We start from the raw sequence: 12,359 nt of genomic DNA, 5'->3' as shown, positions 1-12,359 counted from the left end.
GGAGTGAAAATAATCACTCCTACTGATAATCACAAGAAAAACAGGCTTAAATCTAGAGAGCGTTTGCCCCCGCTACTACTTCTAACAATTCTTGGGTAATAGCGGCTTGACGCGCTTTGTTGTAGGTACGGCTTAAAGTGCCAATTAACTCGCTGGCGTTCTCGCTGGCGTTACTCATCGCTGTCATCCGGGCTGCTAATTCACTCGCTGCCGATTCCTGGAGGGCGCGCAGTAATTGGTTATTTAAGTACAAAGGTAGGAGAGAATCGAGGATTTGGACGGGATTCTGCTCAAAAATCATGTCTTGGGGAAAAACCTGCGCCGGTTGGCTGGCCATTTTTTCCCGTTGTACCTTAAATTTTCCCTCTTTAGTCACCAAACGGAAAATCTCGTCATCCTGTACCGCTAAACCTTGGGTAGTTAAAGGTAACAGGGTTTGAATCACCGGAGTGGCACTGATCAGGGAGATAAAACGAGTATAAACCAACTCGACGCGATCAACTGTTTCCGATAAAAATAAGGAAAGCAATTCATCCCCAATCGTGCCAGCTTCATCGGCAGTGGGAATCTGTTCGAGGTTAATAAATTTAGCGGCAATGGGAGCATTGCGGCGCTCGAAATACTGTGCCGCTTTCCGGCCGGCAATAACTAATTGATAGTTAATCCCTTGCTCTTTTAATTCATTCATCCGTTGTTCGGCACGACGGATGACGTTAGTATTATAACCGCCACAAAGACCTCGATCGCCTGTGACTACCAACAGAGCCACGGTTTTTACTTCCCGTTGGGCCAGCAGGGGTAAATTAACATCACTAAAGGCTAAACGACCTTGGAGATTATAAAGTACCTGAGCGAGGGCATCGGCAAAAGGACGGGTACAGAGAACTTGTTCTTGGGCACGTCGCACTTTTGCGGCCGCCACTAGACGCATGGCCTCGGTAATTTTTTTGGTATTTTTGACCGATTGAATTTGGTCGCGAATCGCTTTGAGATTAGGCATAATTCAGTTATCAGTTATCAGTTATCAGTTATCAGTCATCAGTCAAGATTCTGGGTTTAGGAGGGAATTGAGAGGTGAGGAAATAGGGAGATCGGGAAGTTTCAACTAATACCCTAAAACCCCAAAACCTCAACACCCCATCCCCTAAAACCTAACCCCCATTACCAACATTCATTTACTGATTACCAAGATTATTTAAAAGCCTGTTTGTACTCGTTGATGCCATCTTTGAGCAGGCCTTCTGCTTCGTCGTTGAGTTGTTTTTCAGTGCTGACGATCTCAACGTAGCGAGGTTTGCTGGTTTTCAGGTATTCGCGTAAACCGGTGCAGAAATCGATAACTTTATCGGTGGCGATATCGTCGAGATAACCGTTTAAACCGGCATAAACCACCGCCACCTGTTCCCAAACGGAGAGGGGGAAGTTTTGGGGCTGTTTGAGGATTTGACGCAGACGTTGACCGCGAGCGAGTTGTGCTTGGGTGGCCGCATCAAGGTCAGAAGCGAATTGAGCAAAAGCTTCTAATTCGTCAAACTGGGCTAATTCGAGTTTTAATTTACCAGCAACTTTCTTCATTGCTTTCGTTTGGGCCGCCGAACCGACGCGGGATACGGAAATACCAGCGTTAATCGCGGGACGGAAACCAGCGTTAAAGAGGTCGGTGGAGAGGAATATCTGACCGTCAGTAATCGAAATTACGTTGGTGGGAATGTAGGCAGAAACGTCACCGGCTTGGGTTTCGATAATCGGCAGGGCGGTCATGCTGCCACCACCGAGGGCATCGCTGAGTTTAGCGGCACGTTCTAGTAAACGGGAGTGGAGATAGAAAACGTCGCCGGGGTAAGCTTCCCGACCGGGAGGACGACGCATGAGCAGGGATAGCTGACGATAAGCTTGAGCCTGTTTGGTGAGGTCATCATAGATAACTAGGGTCGCTTTGCCTTTATACATGAAGTATTCGGCGATTGAAGCTCCGGTATAGGGGGCGATATACTGGAGGGTGGCGGGGTCGTTAGCGTTAGCGGCCACCACTACGGTGTAATCCATGGCGCCTCTTTGGGTGAGGGTGTCGATTACTTGGGCGACGGTGGAGGCTTTTTGACCGATGGCGACATAGACACAGATCACGTCTTCGCTTTTCTGGTTAATGATCGTGTCAATGGCGATCGCTGTTTTACCAGTTTTTCTGTCACCGATAATTAACTCCCGTTGACCGCGACCGACGGGAATCATGGCATCGATAGCGGTGATGCCGGTTTGCATCGGTTCACAGACGGATTTGCGAGCGACAATACCGGGGGCGGGGGATTCTACCAGACGGGTTTCGCTGGCGAGGATGTCTCCTTTCCCGTCGATGGGACGACCGAGAGCATCAACCACGCGGCCGACTAAGGCGTCACCCACGGGAACCTGAGCGATTTTACCGGTAGCTTTCACCGTACCGCCTTCTTTAATCCCGAAACCGTCACCCATTAACACCGCGCCGACGTTATCTTCTTCGAGGTTAAGGGCGATGCCGACGGTTCCATCTTCAAATTCTAATAGTTCTCCCGACATGGCCTGTTGTAGGCCGTAGATGCGGGCAGTACCGTCACCCACTTGCAGGACGGTTCCCACGTTGGAGACCTGTACTTCTTGGTTATAGGATTCGATCTGTTGACGAATAATCGTGCTAATTTCGTCGGGTCTGATAGCTACCATAGTTTAATCTGGGAAAAAGTAAAAAATTAAGAAGGTGAAAAAACGGCAAAAAAGGGAGATTAGATGACCTTAGCGCAGGGAGAGGCTGAGGCGTTGTAGTTGACCGCGAATGCTGGCATCAAAGACCTGAGAACCGACTTTGATCACCACACCACCGATTAGGCTGCCATCAACTTTGGTTTTCAGTTCGACCACGTTCGCCCCGGTCAGGGTTTTCACTTTGTCGATGACGATTTGTTTTTGGCTATCGTTCAATTCGGTGGCCGAGGAAACTTCCGCTAAAACGGTGTTAGTCAGCACTCTAGCCAGGGTGAGATATTGTTGACAAACGGGTTCTAAAAATTGAATCCGACGTTTATCGACTAATAACATCATGAAGTTAGTTAAATAGGGATTGGCATTGGTCCCCATTACTTGGGAAAGAACGGCTTTTTTAGCTTCTTCTTTGATGACGGGATTGCCGATAAAAGCTCTTAGATCGGGAGCATTTTCCAACAATTCTAAGAGGGATTTTATTTCGCCGCCGATCACTTCTAATTGTCCGCTGCTTTGGGCGACGGAAAGTAATGCTTGGGCGTAGGGTTCGGCTATTTCTGAACTGATTAAACTTCCCTGCATCTATTTACCTCCTAGGTTGGCCAAACTGCGATCAATTAGGGTTTGTTGTACCGATTCTTCCAGGCCGGCGCTTAATTGGGATTCCACGTTAGCTAAGGCTAAAGCGGTAATTCTTTGGCGTAATTCTACTAAAACGCGATCCTGTTCCGCCGAGAGATCTTTAGCGGCACTTTCGCGCATTCTTTGAATATCGAGTTCGGCTTGGGCGGCGATGTCGGCGGTGACAGTTTTAGCTCTAGATCGAGCATTATTGATAATTTTTTCCGCCTCTTGTTTTGCTAGGGCGAGTTTTTTCTGTTCTTCGGCGAGGGCGGTAGCGGCAATATTTTTCCGGTCTTCAGCTTCGGCTAAAGCTTCAGCAATCTTCGACTGACGTTCTCCGAGGATTTGTCCGAGAACTTTGCGGCCGTAGAAGATGACTAAACCGAGCAGAATCGAGAGGTTAAATAGGTTAGTTCCTAGGATATCGGTGTTGATGCCGAATCCTTCTGCTGCCGCTTCCTTCGCCTCCGTGGCTAATAATAAAACTGTGTCGATGATCATGGTTATTGAGGGCGGGGAGTAGGTTATTCAGTTATCAGTTATCAGAGGTAAGTTATCAGTCTTCTAACTCCTGACGACTGACTTCTATCTTTTTACTGATCACTTTTATTAACCAAGGGCTGGGGTTTAGCGAACGAGTTCGGGGCCGAGGAGTTTTTCGAGAATTTGACGGGAAAGAGAGGCCACTTGTCCTTCTAGAGAACGAAAGGCTTCTTCTTTCTGTTGGGCAATTTCGGCGGCGACGGCTTCTTTACGGGCGATCGCTTCTTTTTGGGCTGCGGCAACTCGTTCGCTGGCTAGTTTTTGGGCCTCAGCTTGCGCTTGGGCGATAATCTCTTGGGATTGTTTACGAGCCGAAGTTAATTGCAATTCGTACTCTTGTACCAGTGCTTCGGTTTTGGCTAGTTGTTCTTTGGCTCCGCCTTCCGTTTGCCGAATATACTCCGCCCGTTCATCTAAAACTTTACTGAGGGGTTTATAAAAAACGGCGTTCAGGATCACTGCCAAAAGAATAAACTGTAGTGCCATCACTGGCAGGGTGGCATCGAAATCAAACATTGATTTATTCCTAATAAATAGAAGCTATAGACAGGTTCAAAAAAGGAAGATGATCCCCCTGCTTTAACAATAAACAGTCAGGGGGAATCACTAAAATTCCCTTAATTAGCTATCAGCCTTCCGTCCCAAAAACCAGATTTTTTAGTGGGCTGCTTTGGCGTTTTTTGAGAGTTTTTAAAACTCTGCTGCCAAGCTGGGGACTGGGGGCTGATAGCCCACTGCTTTTTTAATTAGGCGAAGGGGTTAGCGAACAGTAAAACGAGAGCGATAACCAAACCGTAGATGGTTAAGGATTCCATGAATGCCAAGCTGAGGAGAAGGGTACCACGAATTCTTCCTTCAGCTTCGGGTTGACGGGCGATACCGGAAACAGCTTCTCCAGAAGCGGTACCTTGACCAACACCGGGGCCGATAGCGGCTAAACCAACGGCGAGGGCGGCGGCGATAACGGAAGCGGCAGCTACTGTGGGGTTCATGGTGATTTTTTCCTCTATTTACTAATCAATTTCAATCTGTTGTTTACAGAGCGCGTTCTCAGCCGTAAAAAATGGCTGGTTTTCTGCTCAAAACTCCCGAAAGAGTTTTTGGGAAAGAACGATCCTGGAATTCAGTTGCTCATCCTGAATTCGACCAATAATTTCTTAGTTATTATCCTATTATTTGGACACTTTTCCCTAAGAAATTTTTCTGTTTTCGTCTCTCGCTTTTAAGCGTGTTCTTCTTCGTGTTCCGATTCCAGTGCCTCATGGATATAGGCCCCGGCAAGGGTAGCGAAGACAAGGGCCTGGATAGCGCTGGTAAATAAACCGAGAGCCATCAGGGGTAGGGGTACGACTAGGGGGACAAGGAAGACTAATACTGCTACTACCAACTCATCCGCGAGGATGTTTCCGAAAAGACGGAAGCTGAGGGAGAGGGGTTTGGTAAAGTCTTCTAAAATTTTGATCGGTAATAGCACGGGAATCGGCTCTAGGTAGTGAGCGAAGTAACCGAGTCCTTTTTTACTGATGCCCGCGTAGAAGTAAGCGAGGGAAGTCAGTAGGGCTAACGCCACCGTGGTATTGATGTCGTTAGTGGGGGCGGCTAATTCCCCTTCGGGCAGTTCGATTAACTTCCAAGGAATCAAGGCCCCTAACCAGTTAGAAACGAAAATAAATAAAAATAGGGTGCCGATGAAGGGCAACCAGGGTCGATATTCCTTTTCTCCTAGCTGGTTTTTGGCTAAATCGCGCAGAAATTCCAGAACGTACTCCATGAGGTTTTGAATACCGCTAGGGACTTTCTGGATTTTGCGGGTAGCGGCGATCGAGGCGATGATTAAGATAGCGAAGACGATCCAGGAGACCGCGATCACTTGCCCGTGAATTTTTAGTCCGCCGATGTGCCAGTACCAGTGTTGTCCCACTTCCAGGGAAGCGAGGCTATAAAAATTAAGCACACTTAAACTGTCTAACATTTCTACCTTGGGGAGATTCGGGTTCGCAAATCAGGGTTATTTTTAACGGTCAAAGGGTTTAGGAATCGCCTTTCTGCTCCAGCTTGAAGATGGTTTGCAGGGTATAGACGATGATCGCCCCTTTATAGGTCAAAAACCCCAAAAAAACTGGCACTATGTGCAGTTCTTGCCAACGACTGGCGATGATGATTAATCCGGCGAATAGGGCTAATCCTTTTTTTCCCACGCGATTTTTCGTTACCCCCAATTTTTCCACTTCCCCGGCCAGGAGTTTTAGGTAAACGACTCCCACCATTGCCCCTAGTAGGTAATTAAGGGCGGTATTGAGGGAATAAAACAAGCACACGGGGATAAAGATCAGACCGCTTAAGATCAGGGTGGTGATCAATAGGGTGTTTTGTAGTTGATAGTATTCCCGCATCGGATCTGACGGCGGGTTGGTTTCTGGGGTTGGGGGAGATTCGATCGATGGGTCAGACAAGGTACACCTAAATCAGCGATAGACTAATCTCAATATCTGGATTGCTTTCCCAGCTATGACGCTCAGGTAAGCCACAAGACATATTATCACGGCAGCGGCAACAATTATTAAGCAATTGTAAATTGTCATGATTCCGTCGGTCGTCGGTCGTCGGTCGTTAGGAGACAGGAGACAGGAGACTCCGAGACAGTTATCAGTGATCAGTTATCAGTTATCAGTGGCTCTCTTGGGGTTATAGTCATGAGCAGCTCTTATCGAAGAAAGGGTGTAGGCTATAGGTCCCTACCAATCACACAGGTGCAATGTAGGAGCGCAAAGTGGTCAGTGAGTTTATCCAACTGCTTGCGCCCATAATGTGACATTGTGAACATTTTTCAGCCAATATCCAAGAGAGCCTTTTCAGTTCACTGATTACTGTTTACTGATCACTGAAAAGCTCCCCACTTCCTCCTTGGTTCTTCTGGTTTCTGTGTGGAAATGAGGTCTATACTGATAGTTTATTTAACAAAATAGTCCTAAAAGTCTTTTCCAGTAAACATTTCACGATTTCATAAGCAAAAATTAGCACACAAAGTCGAGAAGAGCCCCCCCTTTCGCCAGAATTAGTCTCAATCAGGTTTTTTTAAGAGTTTTGCGCCACAGTTTTTACAAAAATTGGCATCTATATCGTGACGGGGTAAACCACAATCTGGACAAGGATAATCAATTTGAGTGCCAGATTTTAATAGTTGTTTAGTCAGAGTGCTAATTTGCAAGGGAATTAACAAAACTCCCGTTAAAATCATTAAAACTGTCACCATTTTGCCCCCATCAGAAAGGGGAGTCACATCCCCAAATCCCACGGTAGTCATAGTCACAACGGCGAAGTAAAAAGCATCAAAAAATGTCCGATAGACTTGAGGATTAATCGGGTGTTCGATCTGATAAATTAAACCCGCATAAACAAAAATAATCGAGAATAGAGTTAGTAATATGCGAATAAATACTATCTGATCGGAAGTTTTAATTTGAAAAATAGAAAGATCGGAACCAAAAAAACGAATCACTCGCAAAATTCTAAACCAGCGAAAAATTCTAAAAAACCTAATATCAAAAAAACCAAAAAATAGGGGCAGGATTGATAATAAATCTAGGATAGAAAAAATATTAAAAACAAAGCCTAGTTTTGATTCTGCACACCAAAACCGAATTAAATACTCCAGGGAAAATAAGCTTAAAATTCCCCAATCAAGCTGACGTAACCACATTTGCCAAGTGGCGGATAAGGGATAGGTTTGAGCCACATAAATCCCCAACGAGAGTAAAATTAATGCTAGGATAAGCAGATTTACCGTCAGTCCGATCGCCGTGGTGACATCCTCTAAATAAAAAGCTATTTTGGCACGAAAAGAGAGCATAAATTCAGCTATCAGTAAACAGTAACCAGTAATCAGTGAAATGAAAAATACCATCTGATCACTGATCACTGATCACTGATTAAGGTAATTCCACCGAAGTTGGTTTAGCAATATGAGGCAAACCCCAACCCAATTTTTCCCGGAGGATGCGGAAGAATTCCGTAGATTGCAGACGAATAAAATGGACTTGGTGGGGCGATTTCTGCACATTAATTCGATCTTCTGGCAAGATATAAGAACCGCCATTACCGTCCACTACCATCACCATCCGATTAGCAGTTGCTGGGAAAATATTTACAGTTTCCTTGTCAGAAAATACCAAGGATCTCGAAGCTAAAGAATGGGGACAAATGGGAGCTAATTGTAATACCGGCACATCGGGAGTTATTACCGGGCCACCGGCGCTGAGAGCATAGGCAGTAGAACCGGTGGGAGTGGAGAGAATAACCCCATCGGCAGCGATATCGACAGGTGCGTGTTCACCAATTTGAATCTCAAAATGACACATACTGGTGAGGGGTTCCCGGTGGACGACCACCTCATTGAGAGAAAGTGCCTCCCAGAGGAGGGTATCTTCGCGAAACAGTCGCACCGTGATCATCGAGCGATTTTCGATGGTGTATTTCCCCTCTAGAACCTGCTCTAAGGCGGGTTCAAGCTGATTTAGGTAAATTTCGGTCAAAAAGCCCATGTGTCCCGTATTGACCGTTAACAGGGGCAAATTAAGGGTGGCCAACTGCCGGGCTGCCGATAGGACTGTACCATCGCCCCCCAACACGATCGCAAAACTTAAATCTTGCTCGAAGTGGGGGGGGACTAACTGATCGATCGGGGTAAAACAAACCGGACGAGAGGGTTTAGAATGGCCTAGCAGACCACCGCTGCCGGTAGCCATAAACACCTGGCAACCTAGGGAAAGTAGCTGATCTTGTATCTGATGGGCTGTTTTACAAGCGATAGGCTTAATATCGTTGTAAATAATGCCGATTTTGGGCATTGACAAATTTTCCTACTGCTGAATCACGCTTTCTTTTTGAAAGGAGTTTTCTTCTTCTTCTGAGCTTTTTGTTTCTCGAAGTCGATTTCCTTGAGCTTCTTGAGAATGCGGCTAAAGTATTCTTGTAAATAGGATTCTAAAGTAGTTGTTTGACTCGGATCAAGGCCAAATACTTGATAAACTTCTGCCATGGGGGCATCAAGGGCTTGATCACTAGCGAGAACTTCCGCAAAAGCTAGTCGGTCAGATATATTATAAGTCCATTGGAAACAACGGCTTATTCCTCGCATAAAACGCAGTAATCCCATGGGTAAACGCCAAATTTTCCCCTCTTTACCCGATAGGCGTTCGCAAACTTCGATAATTTCTTCAGCTTTCCAAGCTTTGCTGCCGACCACGGGATAGGACTGACCGACGGTTTCGGGGACTTCTAAAGCGCGAACGGCGAATTTAGCGATATCTTGGGTGTCCATGTAGGCGATCGCTGTACTTTCCCCCGTGATCCAGACGGTTTGATTATCTAACATCGGGATGGCGTATTGACCGATTAAACCCTGCATAAAGCCACAGGGACGCAGAATTGTATATTTTAAACCCGATTCTGCTATAAATTTCTCGGTACAGCGTTTTATCTCCATCAAAGGCACGTTGGGATATTTTTCGGCATTGAGGATCGAAAAGAAAATAAAGCGATCTACCCCGGCGGTTTTGGCCGCTTGAATCAGATTAACTTTACCATCCCAATCCACCTGTTTAATGCTGGCTGAGTCCGTCGCCCGGGCAGTAGCGGCATCGATCACCGCGTCCATTCCCTCTAAAGCAGTAATAATCGTACTTTTATCCCGCAGGGTTCCCCCGACTAATTCCGCGCCCCATTCCTTCAAAAAAGCCGCTTTTCTCTGACTGCGTACCAAACAACGCACTTGATGTCCCCGATCGATGGCATGACGCACGATCTGTCGCCCTAGGGTTCCCGTCGCACCGACAACTAATACTTTCATCTATAATTAATTTTTTGTTACATTTGTTAACACTTCTCTAAGATACTATCAAAAAAGTGGATCATTTAGGGATAGAAAAATTCTAAGATTCCCCGATCCCCGTCCAGTTCTACCATTGTTCCCACTGGTAAAGCGGCATTATCGCCATCATGACCGAAAGGTAACTCAGCAATAACCGCAATGCCTAAATCGCCCAAACGCTCTTTTAAGACTTCCTCCACGGTTTGACTATCACTACCGGGAGCTGCCAGACAACGGCTAAAACGACCGAGGGCAATGCCTTTAATTCGGGAGAAAATGCCCAGCATTCGCCACTGAGTTAACATTCGATCGATCCGGTAGGGGGCCTCGGTTACGTCCTCTAGGGCTAAAATTACCCCCTCTAGGGTGGGTTGAACCGAGGTTCCGAGGAGATGGGTGGCTACGGTTAAATTAGCTGGTAATAAGCGTCCCCGCACTTTGCCCCCACCCCAACCTTGACCGATAAGAGGGGCTAAAGGACGACCTTCCAGAAGAGAAAAGAGGCGATCGATTGATTGGGGACTTTCTTGGGCTAAGGTGGTTAAAACTGGCCCGTGAACGCTACAAATGCCCTGTTTCGCTAAACTCCATAAAATCCCCGTCACGTCGGAAAAACCGATTAACCATTTCGGGTTAGTTTTTGCCCATGTCCAATTTTCCAAGAGGCGAGCGCTACCGTAACCCCCCCTAGCGCAGAGAATTGCTTGACAATCGTCATCTTGCCATGTTTGGGCTAAAGCTTGACGACGTTGCTCGTCGCTACCGGCGAGATAACCGAGACGATTAGCCCAATTCTCGCTCAATTCCACTTGATAACCCCTTGATCGCCAGATTTCTACGCCTTTTTCGAGGGCGGCTAATTCCTTGACGGCGCCACTGGTGGCCACCAGAGAAACTTTAGCACCGGGTTGCAGAAACGATGGGATGATCATAGGTTAATTCTCTTTTGTTGGCGGATTAAGCGGAAATTACAGGTAATTTTGTGACAGCATGAAAACTGACAGCATATTCTATCGAATGTTTCTCGATTTTCCCGATTCGTTCTTTGAATTAATCGAACGACCCGATGCTATCGTTAGCAATTATCGATTTACTTCCCAAGAAGTCAAACAACTAGCTTTCCGATTAGATGGTTTATTTTTGCCGCTCGATAATCTGGAAAATTTGCCTTTTTATCTGGTAGAAGTGCAGTTTCAAAAGGATGAAGACCTATATTATCGATTATTTTCAGAACTTTTCCTGTATCTTAGACAGTATAAACCTTTGTCACCCTGGCAGATAGTTGTTATTTATCCTAGTCGAGAAATTGAGCGAGAACATCCCCAGCAATTTGCCGATTTTTTATCCCTAGCAAGGGTTAAAAGAATCTATCTGGATGAATTGCCAAATGACGAGACTCCTTCCTTAGCGATCGCTATGGTCAAATTGGTTACGGAAAGTGAGAGTCAAGCCGTTAATTCTGCTAAGATTTTAATTAAACAGGCTCAAAGAGAAGTCAGCGATCGCTTAGTGCAGAGAAATGTCATTGATTTAATCGAAACGATAATTATTTATAAGTTACCCCAAAAAAGTCGAGAGGAAATAGAAGCTATGTTGGAACTACAAGACCTAAAACAAACTCGTTTCTATCAAGAAGCTTTTGGAGATGGAATTGAACGGGGAATTGAACAGGGAATTGAACAGGGAATAAACTTGCAAAAATTGAAAACAATTCCGCTACTGCAAGACCTTGGTTTAACCCCGCAACAAATCTCGGAACGCTTAGACTTGAATCTGGAAACAGTGCTTAACTATTTGACACAACAGCAACAATGATCAATCCCGTTTCAACAGTCTAGAAAAACAGCAGTCGAGAGGAAATTGAAGCTATGTTAGAACTACAAGACCTAAAACAAACTCGTTTCTATCAAGAAGCTTTTGGAGATGGTATTGAACAGGGAATTGAACAGGGAATTGAACAGGGAATTGAACGGGGAATTGAACGGGGAATTGAACGGGGAATAAACTTGCAAAAATTGAAAACAATTCCGCTACTGCAAGACCTTGGTTTAACCCCACAACAAATCTCGGAACGATTAGACTTAACTCTGGACACAGTGCTTAACTATTTGGCACAACAGCAACAATAATCAAACCTGTTTCAACAATCTAGAAAAGCATCAATTTCTAAGTAGTTGGCAAATGAATAGTAGTAAATCAGTGACCTTTAAGCTATCAGCGATGACATGAAAACTGACAGCATATTCTATCGAATGTTTCTCGATTTTCCCGATTCTTTCTTTGAATTAATCGCTCAACCCGATGCTAGGGTTAGCAATTATCGATTTACTTCCCAAGAAGTTAAACAACTAGCTTTTCGATTGGATGGTTTATTTTTGCCGCTCGATAATCTGGAAAATTTGCCCTTTTATCTGGTAGAAGTGCAGTTTCAAAAGGATGAAGACCTATATTATCGATTATTTTCAGAACTTTTCCTGTATCTTAGACAGTATAAACCTTTATCACCGTGGCAGATAGTTGTTATTTATCCTAGTCGAGAAATTGAGCGAGAACATCCCCAGCAATTTGCCGATTTTTTATCCCTAGC

15 protein-coding genes are annotated in these 12,359 nt (G+C 45.4%); 3 read left to right on the top strand and 12 right to left on the bottom strand.

Annotation, left to right across the window (positions count from 1 at the left end; all coding sequences use genetic code 11):
* Positions 1 to 52 precede the first annotated feature (52 nt).
* From PN470_RS00960 to PN470_RS00905, 12 genes are all read right to left on the bottom strand, one after another.
* Positions 53 to 1,000 (bottom strand): F0F1 ATP synthase subunit gamma, encoded by a 948-nt coding sequence (locus PN470_RS00960; RefSeq protein ID WP_002739849.1) that lies wholly within the window; start codon positions 998 to 1,000, stop codon positions 53 to 55.
* A 191-nt stretch (positions 1,001 to 1,191) separates the two neighbouring features.
* The gene (atpA, locus tag PN470_RS00955) at positions 1,192 to 2,700 is read right to left on the bottom strand and encodes a F0F1 ATP synthase subunit alpha (RefSeq protein ID WP_002776476.1); all 1,509 of its coding nucleotides are present in this window, start codon (positions 2,698 to 2,700) and stop codon (positions 1,192 to 1,194) included.
* Positions 2,701 to 2,769: 69 nt separating this feature from the next.
* Positions 2,770 to 3,318 (bottom strand): ATP synthase F1 subunit delta, encoded by a 549-nt coding sequence (gene atpH, locus PN470_RS00950; RefSeq protein WP_016517190.1) that lies wholly within the window; start codon positions 3,316 to 3,318, stop codon positions 2,770 to 2,772.
* Complete coding sequence (locus PN470_RS00945) at positions 3,319 to 3,861, bottom strand: F0F1 ATP synthase subunit B (RefSeq protein ID WP_002740013.1); 543 nt, start codon at positions 3,859 to 3,861, stop codon at positions 3,319 to 3,321.
* A gap of 126 nt (positions 3,862 to 3,987) precedes the next feature.
* On the bottom strand, positions 3,988 to 4,419 hold the full coding sequence (locus PN470_RS00940; RefSeq protein WP_002740070.1) for a F0F1 ATP synthase subunit B': 432 nt from the start codon (positions 4,417 to 4,419) through the stop codon (positions 3,988 to 3,990).
* Between the two features lie 230 nt (positions 4,420 to 4,649).
* Positions 4,650 to 4,895 carry an ATP synthase F0 subunit C gene (gene atpE, locus PN470_RS00935; RefSeq protein WP_002740068.1) on the bottom strand — a complete coding sequence of 82 codons (246 nt, stop codon included), beginning with the start codon at positions 4,893 to 4,895 and terminating at the stop codon, positions 4,650 to 4,652.
* Between the two features lie 230 nt (positions 4,896 to 5,125).
* Complete coding sequence (gene atpB, locus PN470_RS00930; RefSeq protein ID WP_002739857.1) at positions 5,126 to 5,875, bottom strand: F0F1 ATP synthase subunit A; 750 nt, start codon at positions 5,873 to 5,875, stop codon at positions 5,126 to 5,128.
* 58 nt (positions 5,876 to 5,933) lie between these two features.
* Positions 5,934 to 6,296, bottom strand: a complete 363-nt coding sequence (locus PN470_RS00925; protein ID WP_043998263.1) for an ATP synthase subunit I — start codon at positions 6,294 to 6,296, stop codon at positions 5,934 to 5,936.
* A 668-nt stretch (positions 6,297 to 6,964) separates the two neighbouring features.
* Complete coding sequence (locus PN470_RS00920) at positions 6,965 to 7,753, bottom strand: ion transporter (protein WP_271936147.1); 789 nt, start codon at positions 7,751 to 7,753, stop codon at positions 6,965 to 6,967.
* 79 nt (positions 7,754 to 7,832) lie between these two features.
* On the bottom strand, positions 7,833 to 8,750 hold the full coding sequence (locus tag PN470_RS00915; protein ID WP_002750056.1) for an NAD(+) kinase: 918 nt from the start codon (positions 8,748 to 8,750) through the stop codon (positions 7,833 to 7,835).
* A gap of 23 nt (positions 8,751 to 8,773) precedes the next feature.
* The gene (locus PN470_RS00910) at positions 8,774 to 9,751 is read right to left on the bottom strand and encodes an SDR family oxidoreductase (protein WP_272103378.1); all 978 of its coding nucleotides are present in this window, start codon (positions 9,749 to 9,751) and stop codon (positions 8,774 to 8,776) included.
* A gap of 65 nt (positions 9,752 to 9,816) precedes the next feature.
* Positions 9,817 to 10,704: a S66 peptidase family protein gene (locus PN470_RS00905; RefSeq protein WP_103111539.1), complete on the bottom strand. Its 888-nt coding sequence runs from the start codon at positions 10,702 to 10,704 to the stop codon at positions 9,817 to 9,819.
* A gap of 58 nt (positions 10,705 to 10,762) precedes the next feature.
* Between PN470_RS00905 and PN470_RS00900 the strand changes: the two genes are divergently transcribed.
* From PN470_RS00900 to PN470_RS00890, 3 genes are all read left to right on the top strand, one after another.
* Positions 10,763 to 11,587, top strand: a complete 825-nt coding sequence (locus PN470_RS00900) for an Rpn family recombination-promoting nuclease/putative transposase (protein WP_272103376.1) — start codon at positions 10,763 to 10,765, stop codon at positions 11,585 to 11,587.
* Positions 11,588 to 11,640: 53 nt separating this feature from the next.
* A complete protein-coding gene (locus PN470_RS00895) occupies positions 11,641 to 11,901 on the top strand; it encodes a hypothetical protein (protein WP_272103374.1) in 261 nt (86 codons plus the stop codon).
* A gap of 96 nt (positions 11,902 to 11,997) precedes the next feature.
* Positions 11,998 to 12,359, top strand: a 362-nt coding sequence (locus tag PN470_RS00890) for an Rpn family recombination-promoting nuclease/putative transposase (protein WP_272103372.1), incomplete at its 3' end; no start/stop codon positions are given.

The sequence above is a fragment of the Microcystis sp. CS-574 genome (genome assembly GCF_028329095.1).
Lineage (GTDB): Bacteria > Cyanobacteriota > Cyanobacteriia > Cyanobacteriales > Microcystaceae > Microcystis > Microcystis ichthyoblabe_A.
The sequence above is the reverse complement of the archived record's forward strand: the minus strand, read 5'-3'. Positions and strand labels throughout refer to the sequence as shown.